Annotated in this window: 15 protein-coding genes; 12 read left to right on the top strand and 3 right to left on the bottom strand. The window is 61.5% G+C overall.

Features of this window, described 5'->3' with window-relative positions; translation table 11 throughout:
• Positions 1-9 precede the first annotated feature (9 nt).
• Positions 10-1,461 carry an Asp-tRNA(Asn)/Glu-tRNA(Gln) amidotransferase subunit GatA gene (gene gatA, locus QF039_RS23830; protein WP_307521030.1) on the bottom strand — a complete coding sequence of 484 codons (1,452 nt, stop codon included), beginning with the start codon at positions 1,459-1,461 and terminating at the stop codon, positions 10-12.
• Positions 1,462-1,477: 16 nt separating this feature from the next.
• Entirely contained in the window at positions 1,478-1,765 is a 288-nt protein-coding gene (gatC, locus tag QF039_RS23825; RefSeq protein WP_003216077.1) for an Asp-tRNA(Asn)/Glu-tRNA(Gln) amidotransferase subunit GatC, read from the bottom strand.
• Between the two features lie 210 nt (positions 1,766-1,975).
• Here gatC and mreB point away from each other — a divergent pair, with 210 nt between their 5' ends.
• The 8 genes from mreB to tldD all read left to right on the top strand — a co-directional run bounded on the left by mreB (position 1,976) and on the right by tldD (position 13,174).
• A complete protein-coding gene (gene mreB / locus QF039_RS23820) occupies positions 1,976-3,013 on the top strand; it encodes a rod shape-determining protein MreB (protein WP_002555108.1) in 1,038 nt (345 codons plus the stop codon).
• 140 nt (positions 3,014-3,153) lie between these two features.
• Positions 3,154-4,263, top strand: coding sequence for a rod shape-determining protein MreC (gene mreC / locus QF039_RS23815; RefSeq protein ID WP_080673268.1), 1,110 nt, complete (start codon positions 3,154-3,156; stop codon positions 4,261-4,263).
• A complete protein-coding gene (gene mreD, locus QF039_RS23810; protein WP_003216081.1) occupies positions 4,263-4,751 on the top strand; it encodes a rod shape-determining protein MreD in 489 nt (162 codons plus the stop codon). Before mreC ends, mreD begins: the two co-directional genes overlap by 1 nt.
• 50 nt (positions 4,752-4,801) lie before the next feature.
• The gene (locus QF039_RS23805) at positions 4,802-5,398 is read left to right on the top strand and encodes a nucleoside triphosphate pyrophosphatase (protein ID WP_003216083.1); all 597 of its coding nucleotides are present in this window, start codon (positions 4,802-4,804) and stop codon (positions 5,396-5,398) included.
• Positions 5,399-5,468: 70 nt separating this feature from the next.
• Positions 5,469-6,926, top strand: coding sequence for a ribonuclease G (rng, locus tag QF039_RS23800; protein ID WP_003216085.1), 1,458 nt, complete (start codon positions 5,469-5,471; stop codon positions 6,924-6,926).
• A gap of 76 nt (positions 6,927-7,002) precedes the next feature.
• On the top strand, positions 7,003-10,818 hold the full coding sequence (locus tag QF039_RS23795; protein ID WP_307521025.1) for a YhdP family protein: 3,816 nt from the start codon (positions 7,003-7,005) through the stop codon (positions 10,816-10,818).
• A 48-nt stretch (positions 10,819-10,866) separates the two neighbouring features.
• Positions 10,867-11,715 carry a carbon-nitrogen hydrolase family protein gene (locus tag QF039_RS23790; RefSeq protein WP_008437218.1) on the top strand — a complete coding sequence of 283 codons (849 nt, stop codon included), beginning with the start codon at positions 10,867-10,869 and terminating at the stop codon, positions 11,713-11,715.
• Between the two features lie 16 nt (positions 11,716-11,731).
• Positions 11,732-13,174: a metalloprotease TldD gene (gene tldD, locus QF039_RS23785; RefSeq protein ID WP_003216090.1), complete on the top strand. Its 1,443-nt coding sequence runs from the start codon at positions 11,732-11,734 to the stop codon at positions 13,172-13,174.
• A gap of 45 nt (positions 13,175-13,219) precedes the next feature.
• On the opposite strand, the gene yjgA is transcribed toward tldD, so the two are convergent.
• A complete protein-coding gene (gene yjgA / locus QF039_RS23780; RefSeq protein WP_003216092.1) occupies positions 13,220-13,741 on the bottom strand; it encodes a ribosome biogenesis factor YjgA in 522 nt (173 codons plus the stop codon).
• Positions 13,742-13,849: 108 nt separating this feature from the next.
• Here yjgA and pmbA point away from each other — a divergent pair, with 108 nt between their 5' ends.
• The 4 genes from pmbA to QF039_RS23760 all read left to right on the top strand — a co-directional run bounded on the left by pmbA (position 13,850) and on the right by QF039_RS23760 (position 17,581).
• Positions 13,850-15,196, top strand: a complete 1,347-nt coding sequence (pmbA, locus tag QF039_RS23775; protein WP_003216094.1) for a metalloprotease PmbA — start codon at positions 13,850-13,852, stop codon at positions 15,194-15,196.
• A gap of 149 nt (positions 15,197-15,345) precedes the next feature.
• Positions 15,346-15,741 (top strand): hypothetical protein, encoded by a 396-nt coding sequence (locus QF039_RS23770; protein WP_008434319.1) that lies wholly within the window; start codon positions 15,346-15,348, stop codon positions 15,739-15,741.
• Positions 15,734-17,110, top strand: coding sequence for an aspartate ammonia-lyase (locus QF039_RS23765; protein ID WP_008434316.1), 1,377 nt, complete (start codon positions 15,734-15,736; stop codon positions 17,108-17,110). Before QF039_RS23770 ends, QF039_RS23765 begins: the two co-directional genes overlap by 8 nt.
• Before the next feature lie 27 nt (positions 17,111-17,137).
• Entirely contained in the window at positions 17,138-17,581 is a 444-nt protein-coding gene (locus tag QF039_RS23760; protein WP_003216099.1) for a hypothetical protein, read from the top strand.
• Position 17,582: the final 1 nt, after the last annotated feature.

Here is a 17,582-nt window from a genome sequence, read left to right as displayed (position 1 = left end):
GTGTTCTCCTCAGAAGCCGGTAGGGGGGCGAGTGTGCCAGTCAGTGTTCAACTGGTACTGGTGCGCCACATTGAGCAGGCGGCCTTCCTGGAAATACGGGGCGAGCAGTTGCACGCCCACCGGCAAGCCATCGACGAAACCTGCAGGCATGGACAAGCCCGGCAGACCGGCGAGGTTGGCGGTGATGGTGTACAGGTCTTCCAGGTACTCGGCGATCGGGTCGCCGGTCTTGGCGCCGATCTTCCAGGCCGGGTTCGGCGTGGTTGGGCCGAGGATCACGTCGACTTCATTAAAGGCAGCCATGAAGTCGTTCTTGATCAGGCGACGGATCTTTTGCGCCTTGAGGTAGTACGCGTCGTAGTAGCCGGCCGACAGGGCGTAGGCACCGACCATGATCCGGCGTTGTACTTCCGCGCCGAAACCTTCGCCACGGGAGCGCTTGTACAGGTCGGTGAGGTCTTTCGGGTTTTCGCAGCGGTAGCCGAAGCGCACGCCGTCGAACCGCGACAGGTTGGAGGACGCTTCTGCCGGCGCGATCACGTAGTAGGCCGGAATCGCGTGCTGGTTGTTCGGCAGGCTGATTTCCTTGATCACGGCGCCGAGCTTTTCCAGCTCCTTGACGCTGTTGTGCACCAGTTCGGCGATGCGCGGGTCGAGGCCGGCGCTGAAATACTCTTTCGGCACGCCGATGCGCAGGCCTTTGATCGAGGTATTCAGGCTGGCGCTGTAGTCCGGCACGGGTTCATCAATGCTGGTGGAGTCCTGCGGATCGAAGCCTGCCATGCCTTGTAACAAAATTGCGCAGTCTTCAGCGGTGCGTGCCAGGGGGCCGCCCTGGTCGAGACTGGAGGCATAGGCAATCATGCCCCAGCGGGATACGCGACCGTAGGTCGGTTTCAGACCGGTGAGGTTGGTGAAAGCGGCCGGTTGGCGGATCGAGCCGCCAGTGTCGGTGGCCGTGGCGGCAGGTAACAGACGAGCGGCAACCGCGGCTGCCGAACCACCGGACGAACCGCCTGGCACGTGCTCGAGGTTCCACGGGTTTTTCACCGCGCCGTAGTGGCTCGACTCGTTGGCCGAGCCCATGGCGAATTCGTCCATGTTGGTCTTGCCCAGGGTCACGGCCCCGGCAGCGGCCAGCTTGGCGACCACAGTAGCGTCGTAGGGCGCCTTGAAATTGTCGAGCATCTTCGAGCCGCAGCTGGTGCGAATGCCCTGGGTGCAGAACAGGTCCTTGTGGGCAATCGGCGCACCCAACAGGGCGCCGTTCTCACCGTTGGCGCGACGTGTGTCGGCGGCCTTGGCCTGGCTCAGGGCCAGCTCTTCGGTGATGCTGATGAAGCTGTTGACCTTAGGGTCCAGCTCGGCGATACGCGCCAGCAGGGTCGTGGTCAGCTCTTCGGAAGAAAACTTTTTGTCGGCGAGACCGCGGGCGATCTCGGCCAGAGTCAATTGATGCATTGCAGGCTCTTTCCCTTTAGTCGATGACTTTCGGAACCAGGTACAGGCCGTTTTCGACCGCTGGCGCGATGGACTGGTAAGCCTCGCGATTATTGCGCTCGGTCACGACGTCGGCGCGCAGGCGCTGGCTGGCTTCCAGCGGGTGAGCCAGGGGCTCGATGCCGTCGGTATTCACGGCTTGCATTTGGTCGACCAGCCCGAGAATGCTGTTCAGGGCTGCGGTGGTCTGTGGAAGATCGGCTTCATTGAGGCCCAGGCAGGCCAAATGAGCGATTTTTTCCACGTCGGAGCGTTCAAGCGCCATGGGATTCTCCAGTGGAAAACAGAACGGAAGCTATCCGTGTGTTAGATTGTAGGAACACTACCGCATTTCTACGGTCATATGGCCGCGATTGTGGGGGTTGGTGCACAGAAAGTCGGCCAATTTAGCACATTGGCGCCTTGCCCAAAATCCCTGTCGTTGTTAGAGTTTGCCGCACTTTTTTACCCACGCGTTGCCTAGGGTCCCTTTCCCATGTTCAAGAAACTGCGTGGCATGTTTTCCAGCGATCTTTCCATCGACCTGGGCACTGCCAACACCCTTATTTACGTGCGCGAGCGCGGTATCGTCCTGAATGAGCCATCGGTTGTGGCCATTCGGACCCATGGTAATCAGAAAAGTGTCGTTGCCGTTGGCACCGAGGCCAAGCGCATGTTGGGCCGAACACCGGGCAACATTGCTGCCATTCGTCCGATGAAGGATGGCGTGATTGCTGACTTCAGTGTCTGCGAAAAGATGCTGCAGTACTTCATCAACAAGGTTCACGAAAACAGTTTCCTGCAGCCCAGCCCTCGTGTGCTGATCTGCGTTCCGTGCAAGTCCACCCAGGTGGAACGTCGTGCCATCCGTGAGTCGGCCCTTGGCGCCGGTGCCCGTGAAGTGTTCCTGATTGAAGAGCCAATGGCCGCTGCGATCGGTGCCGGCCTGCCGGTTGAAGAAGCGCGCGGTTCGATGGTGGTGGATATCGGTGGTGGTACCACTGAAATCGCCCTGATCTCCCTCAATGGTGTGGTGTATGCCGAATCCGTACGGGTTGGCGGCGACCGCTTCGACGAAGCGATCATCACCTACGTGCGTCGCAACTACGGCAGCCTGATCGGCGAATCCACCGCCGAGCGCATCAAGCAGGAAATCGGTACCGCTTACCCGGGCGGCGAAGTTCGCGAAGTCGATGTTCGCGGTCGCAACCTGGCCGAAGGCGTCCCACGTGCCTTCACCCTGAACTCCAATGAAGTGCTGGAAGCTCTGCAAGAGTCCCTGGCCACCATCGTTCAGGCGGTGAAGAGCGCCCTGGAGCAATCGCCTCCGGAACTGGCTTCCGATATCGCCGAGCGTGGCCTGGTACTGACCGGTGGTGGCGCCTTGCTGCGCGACCTCGACAAGTTGCTGGCCCAGGAAACCGGTTTGCCAGTGATCGTCGCTGAAGACCCGTTGACCTGCGTCGCCCGCGGCGGTGGCCGTGCACTGGAAATGATGGATAAACACACCATGGACCTGCTCTCCAGCGAATAAGAATTTGCTGGTTTGCCCATGTTTCGCTCACAGGCAGCACTTTGCAGTGCTGCCTGTTGGCGTTTATCTTCTTCAATCTGCATCCAGGCCGGTTTGATGCCGTATGAATAAAGAAAACATTTGCCTGGGAGGAGCGGCTTATTAAACCGCTTTTTTCCAAAGGCCCCTCATTGGGCGTGCGCCTGTTGGTGCTGGTTGTGCTATCGGTTGCGCTGATGGTGGTCGATGCCCGCTTCACACTGCTCAAGCCAGTGCGTAGCCAGATGTCGCTGGTCCTGATGCAGACGTACTGGATCACTGACCTGCCGCAGCGTCTCTATCAGGGTGTCGCCAGTCAATTTGGCAGCCGCACCGAACTGGTGGCGGAGAACGAAAAACTCAAGACTGAAAACCTGCTGCTGCAGGGGCGCATGCAAAAGCTGGCGGCCCTCACCGAGCAGAACGTTCGGCTGCGCGAGTTGCTCAATTCCTCTGCGCTGGTCAATGAGAAGGTCGAAGTGGCCGAGTTGATCGGTATGGATCCGAACCCCTTCACCCATCGCATCATCATCAACAAGGGTGAGCGCGACGGCGTAGTCCTCGGCCAGCCGGTGCTCGATGCCCGTGGCTTGATGGGCCAGGTGGTGGAGTTGATGCCTTATACCTCTCGCGTACTGTTGCTGACCGACACCACCCACAGCATCCCGGTGCAAGTCAACCGCAACGGCCTGCGGGCGATTGCCAGCGGTACCGGTAACCCGGAACGCCTGGAGTTGCGTCACGTCGCAGACACCGCCGACATCAAGGAAGGCGACCTGCTGGTCAGCTCCGGCCTGGGTCAGCGGTTCCCGGCAGGCTACCCGGTCGCGACGGTCAAGGAAGTGATCCACGATTCCGGCCAGCCGTTCGCCATTGTGCGTGCCGTGCCGACCGCCGCATTGAACCGCAGCCGTTACCTGTTGCTGGTGTTCAGTGACAACCGCACCCCGGAAGAGCGTGCCAACGAAGCCGCCCAGGCCCAGGAAGCGGAAGACAAGCAAAACGGCACCGCGCCGATCATTCCGGCCACCGTGCCAAAACCGGCGGCACCTGCTGCCCCGGCAGCCGCTCCGGCAACGCCAGCCGCGCCGGTTGCGACACCGGTCAAGCCTGTGGCCCATAGCGCGCGTCCGGCCAAGCCTGCGGCTGCAACACCTGCCGCTGCCAAACCGCCCGCCGCCGCCAAACCACCGGCTGCGGCCCCGGCAACCACTCGGCAGAGGGAAGAATAATGGCCGGTACTCATTCGCGTAACGGCTGGATCGTCTGGCTGACCTTTGCCATCGGCTTGCTGCTCAGCGTTTCGCCGCTGCCGCAATTCATGGAGATCCTGCGCCCGCTGTGGCTCGCCTTACTGCTGGCGTTCTGGGCCCTGGCGCTGCCGCACAAGGTCGGGATGGTCACGGCCATGTGCCTGGGGCTGATGGAGGATGTGCTCTACGGCACCCTGCTCGGGCAGAACGCGTTGATCCTGACCCTGATTACCTTCCTGGTGCTGTCATTGCAGCAGCGCCTGCGGATGTTCCCGATGTGGCAACAGTGCCTGGTGATCCTGGTGATCTTCGGCCTGGCGCAGTTGGTACAGCTGTGGCTCAGCGCCTTGACCGGCAACCGCCAACCGACCCTGGCGCTGGTGTTGCCCGCGCTGGTCAGCGCGCTGTTGTGGCCCTGGGTCAGTTTTGGCCTGCGTGGATTGCGTCGTCGCTATAAAATCAATTGAATGGATCGCGAGGCTCTGCCTGGTTATCGAACCCTACAGGGAGAGTCTGCATGAATTCGCTTTATCTGGCCTCGGGCTCCCCGAGGCGGCGTGAGCTGCTGACACAGATCGGCGTGCCGTTCACCGTCGTCAGCGCCGCCATTGATGAAACTCCCCTTACAAATGAATCGCCCGCGTCCTACGTAGAACGCCTGGCGCGCGGCAAGGCTGCGGCCGGTCGAGCGACCTTGGCCGATGCCACCGGCGCCTGTGTGCTGGGCGCGGACACAGCCGTGATCCTCGACGGCCGGATCCTCGGTAAACCCGTGGATCAAGCCGACGCCCTGGCCATGTTGCTGGCCCTTTCCGAGCGTGAACACGAAGTCTTGACGGCCATTGCCCTGATTGACGGCCAGCGTTGCGAAACGCAGCTGGTCAGCAGTCGTGTGCGCTTTCGCAGGATTTCAGCGGACGAAGCCACCACTTATTGGCACAGCGGCGAGCCCCAGGACAAAGCGGGCGGCTATGCTATCCAAGGCTTGGCGGCGGTGTTCGTCGCCGGACTCAATGGCAGCTACTCTGCCGTCGTTGGCCTGCCGGTCTGCGAAACCGCAGAACTGCTGGGCCAATTCGGCATACCCTGTTGGCAAAACCTTACCGTGCGCTAAACGCCTTATTCCAGCGCCAAGCCTTAAGCGATCGGTCACTATTGTGAAAACGCCTGAACGAGACCCAGCCATGAGTGAAGAGATTCTGATCAATATCACGCCGATGGAATCGCGCGTGGCGGTGGTAGAGAACGGTGTTCTGCAAGAAGTGCACGTCGAGCGCACCCAAAAGCGCGGGATCGTCGGCAATATTTATAAAGGCAAGGTCGTGCGTGTGTTACCGGGGATGCAAGCGGCGTTCGTCGACATCGGCCTGGACCGCGCTGCGTTTATCCATGCTTCGGAAATCTCCCTGCGCGAAGGCCCTGCGGTTGAAAGCATCAGCGCCCTGGTGCACGAAGGGCAGAGCCTGGTGGTGCAAGTCACCAAGGATCCGATTGGCTCAAAGGGCGCACGCCTGACCACGCAACTGTCGATTCCTTCGCGCTACCTGGTGTACATGCCGCGCACGGCCCACGTCGGTATTTCCCTGAAAATCGAAGACGAAGCCGAGCGCGAGCGCCTGAAAAAGGTGGTCAGTGACTGCGTGGCGCTGGAAGGTATCAAGGAGGCCGGCGGCTTTATCCTGCGTACTGCCGCAGAAGGTGCCGGTGCCGATGAAATCCTCATGGATATCCGCTACCTGCGTCGCCTGTGGGACCAGATCGGCGCGCAGATCAAGACCATCGGCGCCCCCAGCGTGATCTACGAAGACCTCGGCCTGGCCCTGCGCACCTTGCGCGACCTGGTCAGCCCGAAGATCGAGAAAATTCGCATCGACTCGCGGGAAACCTTCCAGCGCACTACGCAATTTGTTGCCGAGCTGATGCCGGAAATCGCCGATCGCCTGGAGCATTACCCGGGCGAGCGGCCGATTTTCGACCTGTATGGCGTCGAAGACGAAATCCAGAAAGCCCTTGAGCGCAAAGTGCCGCTCAAGTCCGGCGGTTACCTGGTGGTGGACCCGGCGGAAGCCATGAGCACTATAGACGTGAATACCGGTGCCTTTGTGGGCCATCGCAATCTCGAAGAAACCATCTTCAAGACCAACCTCGAAGCGGCCACCGCGATCGCCCGCCAGCTGCGCCTGCGCAACCTGGGCGGGATCATCATCATCGACTTCATCGACATGGAAGACGAAGAGCACCAGCGCCAGGTGCTGCGTACTCTGGAGAAGCAACTGGAGCGCGATCACGCCAAGACCAACATCATCGGCATCACCGAGCTGGGCCTGGTGCAGATGACCCGCAAGCGCACCCGCGAAAGCCTGGAGCAAGTGCTGTGCGAGCCGTGCAGCAGTTGCCAGGGGCGCGGAAAGTTGAAGACCCCGGAAACGGTTTGCTACGAGATTTTCCGGGAAATCTTACGGGAGGCACGCGCCTACCAGGCCGAGGGCTATAGAGTCCTGGCTAACCAGAAGGTGGTCGACCGTTTGCTGGATGAAGAATCCGGCAACGTAGCCGAGCTGGAGGGTTTTATCGGGCGCACCATTCGCTTCCAGGTCGAAACCATGTATTCCCAGGAACAATATGACGTGGTGCTGCTCTGATTCGCGTTAGTTCTTATCAACGAGACGGGCAGGCCTTGATCTGCCGTCCGACTATTGCCTTTGAGGGTCGCCTGACATGGAGCGTCTGATACGCTTTTTTGCCGCATTGACCCGCTGGGGCCTCGGCCTGTGCGCCTTGCTGCTGGTATTGGCGGCGGTGTACGTGAGCCTGGGCCGTGAATTGACGCCGTTGGTGGCGGAGTACCGTGGCGAAATCGAGGCCAAGGCGCGTACTGCGCTGGATATGCCCGTGAACATCGGCAGCCTGGAAGGGCGCTGGAGTGGCTTCGCGCCGGTATTGTTGGCTCACGACGTGATGGTCGGCGAGGGCAGCAGCGCCCTGCGCCTGGACCAGGTGCAAGTGGTGCCGGATATCTGGGCCAGCCTGCTGGCGCGTGAAGTGCGCATTGCCCACCTGGAAGTCAGCGGCCTGCAAGTCAGCGTGAAGGAAGACCAGGACGGCCACTGGGCGCTGCAAGGCCTGCCGGTGCAGGATGACCAGCCGCTGGATCCCGAACAACTGCTGACGCGCCTGCAAATGGTCGGGCAGGTTTCATTGCTCGACAGCCAGGTGACGCTGCAGCCGTTCGACCAGGCTCCGCTGACCTTGACCTATGTCGGCGTGAGCCTGCAGACCGGCGCCAACCGCCAGCGCCTGGACGCGCGCCTGACCCTGCCCGACGGCCAGCCCCTGGCGTTGAACCTGCGCACCCGAATCCGCGCCAGCCAGTGGAAAGACGGCGAAGCCGAGGCTTACCTGAGCTTGCCCCAGAGTGACTGGGCAAAATGGATCCCGGCAAAACTGACCCAGCAATGGAAACTTTCCGAACTCAAGGCTGGCGGCGAATTCTGGCTGACCTGGGCCAAGGGCACCGTGCAAAGCGCCGCCGTGCGCCTCAACGCCCCGCAGCTCAAGGGCAGCTATGCCGATCGCAAGCCGACGCACATCGAGAACCTGGCCCTCACTGCGTACCTGCAACGCAGTGACAGCGGCCTCAAGGTGCTGTTTGACTCGCTCGCAATGAACCTCGGCGACACCCGCTGGGAATCGCGCCTGCAACTGCAGCAAACCCTGGCCACCGACAAGGCCCAGGAAGTCTGGAACCTGCAGGCCGATCGCCTCGACCTGACGCCGATCACGCCATTGCTGCACGCCTTGGCACCCTTGCCGGAAGCCGTGGCCACCACCCTGGATCATCTGAAGGCCACCGGCACGCTGCGGAACGTGTTGCTGGATTATCGGCCTCAAGACACCACCGACCAGCGCGTGAGCTTCGCGGCCAACCTCGACCGTATTGGTTTCGACGCTTACTTCGGCGCACCGGCAGCCCGCAATGTCAGCGGCAGCATCAGCGGTGACCTGGGCAAGGGTGAGCTGCGCATGGACAGCAAGGATTTCTCCTTGCACCTGTTTCCGATCTTCGCCAAGCCCTGGCAGTACATCCAGGCCAACGCCCGCCTGACGTGGAAGCTCGACAAGCAAGGCTTCACCCTGATCGCGCCGTATATCAAGGTGCTGGGCGAGGAGGGCAAGGTCGCCGCCGACTTCCTGATTCGCCTGCATTTCGACCATAGCCAGGAAGACTACATGGACCTGCGGGTCGGTATGGTCGACGGCGATGGCCGCTTCACCCCCAAATACCTGCCGGCGGTGTTGAGCCCGGCACTCGATGAGTGGCTGCGCACTGCGATTCTCAAGGGGGCAGTGGACGAGGGCTTCTTCCAGTACCAAGGCTCGCTGAACCACGACGCACTGCCTGCCTCGCGCAATATCAGCCTGTTCTTCAAGGTGCATGATGCCGAGCTGGCATTCCAGCCGGGCTGGCCGCACGTGAGCAAGGTCAAGGGTGAAGTGTTTGTCGAGGAAAGCGGCGTGCGCATCCTGGCCAGCAAGGGCCAGTTGCTCGACACCAAGGTCAATGATATCTACGTCAACATTCCCCACGCCCCCGAAGGCAAGGACAGCCACCTGCTGCTCACCGGCAACTTTGCCGGTGGCCTGGGCGATGGCCTGAAAATCCTTCAGGAAGCGCCGATCGGCACCGCCTCGACCTTCGCCGGCTGGAAAGGCGAGGGCGACCTGCAAGGCAAGCTGGACCTGGATATTCCCCTGGCCAAGGGCGCCGATCCCAAGATCGTGGTGGATTTCAAGACCGACAAGTCGCGCCTGCAACTGGCCGAGCCTACGCTGGACCTGAGCCAGCTCAAGGGTGATTTCCGCTTCGACAGCGCCAAGGGCCTGAGTGGCCAGAACATCAGCGCCCAGGCCTTCGACCGACCGATCACCGCGCAGATTTTCGCCGATGGCAAGCCAGGCGACCTCAACACCCGCGTCACCGCGAAAGGGCAGGTGACCGTCAAGCGGCTGACTGACTGGCTGAAGGTCAGCCAGCCGTTGCCGGTGTCCGGCGATATCCCCTACCAATTGCAGCTCAACCTCGATGGCGCCGACAGCCAGTTGATGGTCAGCTCCAACCTCAAGGGCGTGGCCGTGGACCTGCCGGCGCCGTTCGGTATGCCGGCGAGCCAGGGCCGCGACAGTGTGTTCCGCATGACCTTGCAGGGTAAGGAGCGCCGTTACTGGTTCGATTATGGCGAGTTGGGCAGCTTCACCTTCGCCGCCCCGGCGGACAATTTCGCCGAAGGTCGTGGCGAGCTGTTCCTGGGAGATGGCGATGCGGTGTTGCCGGCCGGCAAGGGCTTGCGAATCCGCGGCGTGTTGTCGGAGCTGGATATCGACCCCTGGAAAAAGCTCGTGGACCGCTACGCCGGCAACGACCCGGGTGGCAGTGCCAAGCAGTTGTTGAGCGGGGCCGATTTCAAGGTCGGCAAGCTGACCGGTTTCGGCACCCAGTTCGACCAGGTCAGCTTGCAGCTGGACCGCAAACCCGCTGCCTGGGGCTTGCAGTTCGACAGCCAGCAGGCCAAGGGTACCGTGGGGTTGCCGGACGCCAAGGGCGCGCCGATTGCAGTCAACCTGCAGTACGTGAAGCTGCCTGCGGTGGATCCGACCGTGCAGGCGGATGAAAATGCGCCGGACCCATTGGCTGATGTTGATCCCAAGGATATTCCCGCGCTGGATATCTCGATTGCCCAGTTGTTCCAGGGCCCGGACCTGGTAGGTGCCTGGTCTCTGAAAGTTCGCCCGACCACCAGGGGCATGGCGTTCAACAGCCTGAACCTGGGGCTCAAGGGCATGGTGCTCCAGGGCGCCGGCGGTTGGGAAGGTGCACCCGGTGCCAGCAGCAGTTGGTACAAGGGCCGCCTCGATGGCAAGAACATTGGCGACGTGCTCAAGGGCTGGGGATTTGCGCCGAGCGTGACCAGCGAAGATTTTCACGTGGACGTGGACGGCCGCTGGCCGGGTTCGCCGGCCTGGGTAGGTCCCAAGCGTTTCTCCGGCAGCCTGGACGCCAGTTTCCGCAAAGGCCAGTTTGTTGAAGTGGACGGCGGTGCGCAGGCCCTGCGGGTGTTTGGCTTGCTGAACTTCAACTCCATCGGTCGCCGGCTGCGCCTGGACTTCTCGGACTTGCTTGGCAAGGGCTTGAGTTATGACCGGGTCAAGGGCTTGCTGGCCGCCAGTAACGGCGTGTTTGTAACCCGTGAGCCGATCACCATGACGGGCCCGTCGAGTAATCTGGAGATCAACGGCACCCTGGACCTGGTGGCAGACCGCGTCGATGCCAAGTTGCTGGTGACGCTGCCGGTCACCAACAACCTGCCGATTGCTGCATTGATCGTCGGCGCGCCGGCCATTGGCGGGGCGCTGTTCCTGATCGACAAGCTGATTGGCGACCGTGTTTCGCGTTTCGCCAGCGTGCAGTACAAGGTAGAAGGCCCGTGGAAGGACCCGAAAATCACCTTCGACAAGCCATTTGAAAAGCCAAACTGAGTACCTGTGGAGTAGCATGGCCGCATGCCTTTTCTGGAGTGTGGGCCCATGTCCTTTGCGGTAATTCAAATGGTCAGCCAAAGCGATGTGCTGGCCAACCTGGCTCAGGCTCGGCGCCTGCTGGAGCAAGCGGCGGCGGGCGGTGCAAGGCTTGCGGTACTCCCGGAAAACTTCGCCGCCATGGGCCGTCGCGATGTGGCCGATATCGGTCGCGCCGAGGCCTTGGGCGAAGGTCCGATCCTGCCATGGTTGAAACAGACCGCCCGCGACCTCACCTTATGGATAGTGGCCGGCACTTTGCCGCTGCCCCCAAAGGATCAGCCGAACGCCAAGTCCAATGCCTGCTCGCTGCTGATCGATGATCAGGGCGAAATCGTTGCCCGCTACGACAAGCTGCACCTGTTCGATGTCGATGTGGCCGATGCCCGGGGTCGTTATCGTGAATCCGATGACTATGCTCATGGTAGCCAGGTGGTCGTCGCGGATACGCCGGTCGGCCGCCTGGGGCTGACGGTGTGTTACGACTTGCGCTTCCCGGAGCTATACAGCGAATTGCGCGCTGCGGGTGCCGAGTTGATCACCGCGCCCTCGGCCTTTACAGCGGTAACCGGCGCCGCGCACTGGGATGTGCTGATCCGTGCGCGTGCCATCGAGACCCAGTGCTACCTGCTGGCGGCCGCCCAGGGTGGCGTGCATCCGGGGCCCAGGGAAACCTTCGGGCATGCAGCGATCATCGACCCATGGGGGCGGGTGCTGGCACAACAGGATCAAGGCGAGGCGGTGTTGTTGGCCGAACGCGATAGCAGCGAACAGGCGTCGATACGGACGCGCATGCCGGTGGCGGGCCACCGGCGCTTTTTCTCGCAGGGCGCACAGCGACCTGCTTCAGAACGATGAATTTAAGGCCAAACCTATGAGCGAGTTGTTGTCCTCAGTCAGTGAACACCTCCTGGCGCCTGGTGGCGTGACCATCGAAAGCTTGCAAACGGTCCTCGGCGATCTGGCCGGGCCAGGCATCGACGCGGCCGACCTGTATTTCCAGGGGCAGATTTCCGAGTCCTGGGCCCTGGAAGACGGGATCGTCAAGGAAGGCAGCTTCAACCTCGACCAAGGCGTGGGTGTGCGTGCGCAGTCCGGTGAAAAAACCGGCTTTGCCTACAGCAACGCCATCACCCTGGAAGCCCTGGGGCTGGCGGCTCGTGCAGCGCGTTCGATCTCCCGTGCCGGGCAAAACGGCACGGTGCAGGCGTTCAGCACCCAGGACGTGGCCCAGCTGTATGCCCCGGATAACCCATTGGAAGTGATCAGCCGCGCCGAAAAGGTCGAGCTGCTCAAGCGTGTTGACGCGGCGACCCGCGCCCTGGATCCGCGTATCCAGCAAGTCACCGTAAGCATGGCCGGGGTGTGGGAACGCATCCTCGTGGCCTCCACCGATGGCGGCCTGGCGGCGGATGTGCGGCCGCTGGTGCGCTTCAATGTCAGCGTGATCGTCGAACAGAATGGCCGTCGCGAGCGCGGTGGCCATGGCGGCGGTGGGCGTACCGACTACCGTTATTTCCTCACCGAAGACCGCGCCATGGGGTATGCCCGTGAAGCGTTGCGCCAGGCCCTGGTCAATCTGGAAGCAATTCCGGCCCCGGCGGGTACGTTGCCGGTGGTATTGGGCTCTGGCTGGTCCGGCGTGCTGCTGCATGAAGCGGTGGGCCACGGCCTGGAAGGTGATTTCAACCGCAAGGGCAGTTCCGCCTACAGCGGGCGCATGGGCGAGATGGTTGCGTCCAGGCTCTGCACCATCGTCGATGACGGTACCCTGGCCGGGCGTCGCGGTTCGTTGAGCGTCGATGACGAAGGCACCCCGACCGAGTGCACCACGCTGATCGAAAACGGTGTGCTCAAGGGCTACATGCAAGACAAGCTCAACGCGCGCCTGATGGGCGTGGCCCGCACCGGTAACGGTCGTCGCGAGTCCTACGCGCACCTGCCGATGCCGCGCATGACCAACACCTACATGCTCGGCGGCGAAAGCGATCCGGCCGAAATCATCGCCTCGGTGAAACGCGGCATCTACTGCGCCAACCTCGGTGGTGGGCAGGTGGATATCACCAGCGGCAAGTTCGTGTTCTCCACCAGCGAGGCGTATTTGATCGAAGACGGCAAGATCACCGCGCCGGTCAAGGGTGCAACGTTGATTGGCAACGGCCCGGAAGCCATGAGCAAGGTGTCGATGGTCGGTAACGACCTGTCGCTGGACAGCGGTGTGGGGACGTGCGGCAAGGATGGTCAGTCGGTGCCGGTGGGTGTCGGCCAGCCAACCTTGAAAATCGATGCGATCACCGTGGGTGGCACGGGGTCGTAAGAACGGGAGCTTCGGGTGGCGAAGGCCGCCACCCGGGGAAGAGGGTCAGCGCAGGCCGCGTTGACTATCGTCCAGCTCACGGATGTATTTGAAGATTTTTCGGCTGGAGGCCGGTGGCTTGCTTTGCGCCAGTTCGTGCTGGGCCTGACGGATCAGGGAGCGCAATTGTTGGCGATCGGCATCCGGGTACTCGATGACGAACTTCTCCAGTACCGCGTCATCGCCAGCGATCAGGCGATCACGCCAGCGTTCCAGGTTATGGAAGCGCTCGTTGTACTGGCGAGTGGAGGCATCGAGTTGATCGAGCAACGTCAGAATGGCGTCAGTGTCCTGGTCGCGCATCAGTTTGCCGATGAACATGAGGTGCCGTTTACGCGCGATATTCGCGGTGTGCTTGGGCGCATCGTTCAGAGCCCGGCGCAGGGCGTCGGTCAATGGCAGTTTTGCACACAAGTCAGGCTTGAGTGTTGTAAGGCGCTCGCCGAGGTCAACCAGAGCATGCAGCTCGCGTTTGACCTGAGATTTGCTTTTCTCCCCATCGAGGGAGTCGTCGTAAGAATCAACCATGGTGGCAGTCCGCAAAGAAACGCCGCCATGATAACCAGTCGGGGGCCGCTTGTCCGGCCCGGTCGCTAGAAGGCCTTAACCGAAAGCAGAATTTGAGTGGAGAAAACCATGAGTGCAGCCCAAAGCGTCGGTCCGCAAGCGTTACCGGCACTGCAGGAACAAGTCGAGCAGATCATTGCCGAGGCCAAGCGCCAGGGGGCCAGTGCCTGTGAAGTGGCGGTGTCCCTGGAGCAGGGGTTGTCGACATCGGTGCGCCAGCGGGAAGTGGAAACCGTCGAATTCAACCGCGACCAGGGGTTTGGCATCACCTTGTACGTGGGCCAGCGCAAGGGCTCGGCCAGCACTTCTGCCAGCGGCCCGGAAGCGATTCGCGAAACCGTTGCAGCAGCACTGGCGATTGCCAAGCACACCTCCGAAGATGAAAGCTCCGGCCTGGCTGATGCAGCCCTGATGGCTCGGGACTTGAAGGATTTTGACCTGTTCCATGCCTGGGACATCACCCCGGAACAGGCTATTGAACAGGCTTTGACCTGTGAAGCGGCGGCATTCGATGCCGACAGCCGGATCAAGAACGCCGATGGCACCACCTTGAGTACTCATCAGGGTTGCCGCGTATACGGCAACAGCCACGGTTTTATCGGCGGTTATGCCTCGACGCGTCACAGCCTGAGTTGCGTGATGATCGCCGAAGCCAACGGCCAGATGCAGCGTGATTACTGGTACGACGTGAACCGCCAGGGCGAATTGCTGATGGACCCGGTACTCATCGGCCAGCGTGCCGCGCAGCGTGCTGCCAGCCGCCTGGGCGCGCGCCCGGTGCCGACCTGTGAAGTGCCGGTGTTGTTCTCGGCGGAACTGGCCGGTGGTTTGTTCGGCAGTTTCCTTGGGGCGATTTCCGGTGGCAACCTGTACCGCAAGTCGTCGTTCCTGGAAGGTGCGATTGGCCAGAAGCTGTTCCCGGAATGGCTGACCATCGATGAGCGCCCGCACCTGATGCGCGCCATGGGCAGTTCGTCGTTTGACGGTGATGGCCTGGCCACCTATGCCAAGCCGTTCGTCGAGAACGGTGAGCTGGTGTCCTATGTGCTGGGCACCTACGCCGGTCGCAAACTCGGCCTGCCAAGCACCGCCAACTCCGGTGGCGTACACAACCTGTTCATCACCCATGGCGATGAAGACCAGGCGGCGCTGTTGCGGCGCATGGGCCGTGGCTTGCTGGTCACCGAGTTGATGGGCCATGGCCTGAATATGGTCACGGGTGATTACTCCCGTGGTGCGGCGGGTTTCTGGGTGGAAAACGGCGAAATCCAGTTCGCCGTGCAGGAAGTGACCATCGCGGGCAACATGCGTGACATGTTCAAGCAGATTGTCGCGGTGGGTAATGACCTGGAACTGCGCAGCAACATCCGCACCGGTTCGGTGTTGATCGAAAAGATGACCGTCGCCGGCAGCTAATCCGCCGACAGACGCCATAAAGAAGGCGCGCCACCCATTGGGTGGCGCGCCTTTTTTTGTGCCTGGAATTCCGGGTGATTCCCTCAGGCTCTTGTTTTGATTCTCAATATCATTTAATAATAAATATCATTACCGAATGAGTGTGGATCATGAGTTCTGTCCTGCATGAGGATCCCTACCTGGAAAGCTGGCGTTGGATGAGTCGTCAGATTCGTTGCGGCCTTGCTCCCGACGAGCCCCGCCTGATCGAACATTACCTGGCCGAAGGCCGGTACCTCGCCTGTTGCACTGCGACCCACCCGTGGACCATCGGCGAAACCTCATTCCGCCTGCTGCTGGACACCGCCTCCGACATCGCCTTGCCCTGGCACTGGCGGTCCATGTGCCTGGACCAGGCCTGGCGCCCGTTGCGCGACCTGGAAAAACTTTCCCACTGTGCCTGCCGCCTCAAGCGCTGGCAGACCTTTGCCTGGCAATTGGCGACCTGCGAATTGCTGCCATCGATTTCTCACTCCGACCTGGTGCAAGGATCTTCCGATGAGTAACACCCGTATCGAACGCGACAGCATGGGCGAACTGCAAGTGCCCGCCGAGGCCCTGTATGGCGCACAAACCCAGCGTGCGGTGAACAACTTTCCCATCAGCCACCAGCGCATGCCGGCGCAGTTCATTCGTGCGTTGATCCTGGCCAAGGCTGCCGCCGCTAAAGCCAACGTCGAGCTGAAACAACTGAGCGAAGCCCAGGGCAAGGCCATCGTTGATGCCGCCCAAGGCTTGCTGGAAGGCGATTTCATGCAGCATTTCCCGGTGGATATCTTCCAGACCGGTTCCGGCACCAGCTCCAACATGAACGCCAACGAAGTGATTGCGACCCTCGCCAGCCGCTTGCTGGGCGAGCCGGTCAACCCTAACGATCACGTCAACTGCGGCCAGAGCAGCAATGACATCATCCCGACCACCATTCACGTCAGCGCGGCACTGGTGCTGCACGAACAGACCCTGCCGGCGCTGCTGCACCTGGTCCAGGTGATCGAGCACAAGGCCGAGGAGGTGCACCGTTTCGTCAAGACCGGTCGGACGCATCTGATGGACGCCATGCCGGTGCGCATGAGCCAGGTGCTCAATGGCTGGGCGCAGCAGCTCAAGGCCAATATCGGCCATCTGCAAGACCTGCTGCCGAGTTTGCAGGCGCTGGCCCAGGGTGGCACTGCAGTCGGCACCGGGATCAATGCGCATCCGGAGTTTGCAGCGCGCTTCAGCCAGCAACTGAGCAGCCTGACCCACGTCCAGTTCACCCCAGGCAAGAACCTGTTCGCGCTGATCGGTTCCCAGGACACGGCCGTCGCGGTCTCCGGGCAGCTCAAGACCACCGCCGTGTCCCTGATGAAAATCGCCAACGACCTGCGCTGGATGAACTCCGGCCCATTGGCGGGCCTAGGTGAAATCGAGCTGGAAGGCCTGCAGCCGGGATCTTCGATCATGCCCGGCAAGGTCAACCCGGTGATCCCGGAAGCCACCGCCATGGTTGCCGCACAAGTCATCGGCAACGACACGGTGATTACCATCGCCGGCCAGTCCGGCAACTTCGAACTCAACGTGATGCTGCCGATCATTGCCCAGAACCTGCTCGGCAGCCTGGAGTTGCTGGCCAACTCCAGCCGACTGCTGGCCGACAAGGCCATAGCCAGCTTCAAGGTCAACGAAGCCAAGCTCAAGGAAGCGCTGTCGCGCAATCCGATCCTGGTGACCGCACTCAACCCGATCATCGGTTACCAAAAGGCCGCCGAAATCGCCAAGAAGGCCTATCAACAAGGCCGTCCGGTGATTGATGTGGCGCTCGAACATACCGACTTGCCCCGCAGCCAACTGGAAATCCTGCTGGATCCGGAAAAGCTCACGGCTGGCGGCGTGTAATCACCGACCCTGCTTTGGAGGCTCACCATGGAGCACTGGAAACGCACGATCGAACGGGCCAATCGCTGCTTTATGGCGGGCGAGCTGGTAGATGCCCGCGAGGCCTACCTGCAAGCCCTGGCCCTGGCTCAAGTGTTGTTTGAGCGCTGGGCGGATGCCGACGAAGCGGTGGCGGCTTGCGTCATTTCCCATCACAACCTGGCCGACCTGCACTTGCGCTTGAACCAGCCGGAAGAAAGCGCGGAATACCTCTGCGCCATTCACCAGCGCCTGTTGCAGACCATGCAAGACACCCGTCTTAACCCGCTATTGCGGGAAGCGGCCCTGCGTCAGAGCAGCAAGACCTACGTCGAACTGCTGAATTTCATCAGCGATCACGGTGAGTACCCACGTACCCACCGCCTGCTGGGCAGCAACGTGGCGCCATCGGATGCGTCGACCCGCAACAGCCCTTTTTATGGAGCTCATTGAT

It is taken from the genome of Pseudomonas sp. W2I6 (assembly GCF_030815935.1).
Taxonomy (GTDB): Bacteria; Pseudomonadota; Gammaproteobacteria; order Pseudomonadales; family Pseudomonadaceae; genus Aquipseudomonas.
The sequence above is the reverse complement of the archived record's forward strand: the minus strand, read 5'-3'. Positions and strand labels throughout refer to the sequence as shown.

Bases quoted from the DNA above. Each gene is read 5' to 3' on its own strand.
- rng (WP_003216085.1), top strand. From the start codon at position 5,469: ATGAGTGAAGAGATTCTGATCAATATCACGCCGATGGAATCGCGCGTG.
- QF039_RS23765 (WP_008434316.1), top strand. From the start codon at position 15,734: ATGAGTAACACCCGTATCGAACGCGACAGCATGGGCGAACTGCAAGTG.
- QF039_RS23795 (WP_307521025.1), top strand. From the start codon at position 7,003: ATGGAGCGTCTGATACGCTTTTTTGCCGCATTGACCCGCTGGGGCCTC.
- yjgA (WP_003216092.1), bottom strand. From the start codon at position 13,741: ATGGTTGATTCTTACGACGACTCCCTCGATGGGGAGAAAAGCAAATCT.
- pmbA (WP_003216094.1), top strand. From the start codon at position 13,850: ATGAGTGCAGCCCAAAGCGTCGGTCCGCAAGCGTTACCGGCACTGCAG.
- tldD (WP_003216090.1), top strand. From the start codon at position 11,732: ATGAGCGAGTTGTTGTCCTCAGTCAGTGAACACCTCCTGGCGCCTGGT.
- mreB (WP_002555108.1), top strand. From the start codon at position 1,976: ATGTTCAAGAAACTGCGTGGCATGTTTTCCAGCGATCTTTCCATCGAC.
- QF039_RS23770 (WP_008434319.1), top strand. From the start codon at position 15,346: ATGAGTTCTGTCCTGCATGAGGATCCCTACCTGGAAAGCTGGCGTTGG.
- QF039_RS23760 (WP_003216099.1), top strand. From the start codon at position 17,138: ATGGAGCACTGGAAACGCACGATCGAACGGGCCAATCGCTGCTTTATG.
- gatA (WP_307521030.1), bottom strand. From the start codon at position 1,461: ATGCATCAATTGACTCTGGCCGAGATCGCCCGCGGTCTCGCCGACAAA.
- gatC (WP_003216077.1), bottom strand. From the start codon at position 1,765: ATGGCGCTTGAACGCTCCGACGTGGAAAAAATCGCTCATTTGGCCTGC.
- QF039_RS23790 (WP_008437218.1), top strand. From the start codon at position 10,867: ATGTCCTTTGCGGTAATTCAAATGGTCAGCCAAAGCGATGTGCTGGCC.
- QF039_RS23805 (WP_003216083.1), top strand. From the start codon at position 4,802: ATGAATTCGCTTTATCTGGCCTCGGGCTCCCCGAGGCGGCGTGAGCTG.
- mreD (WP_003216081.1), top strand. From the start codon at position 4,263: ATGGCCGGTACTCATTCGCGTAACGGCTGGATCGTCTGGCTGACCTTT.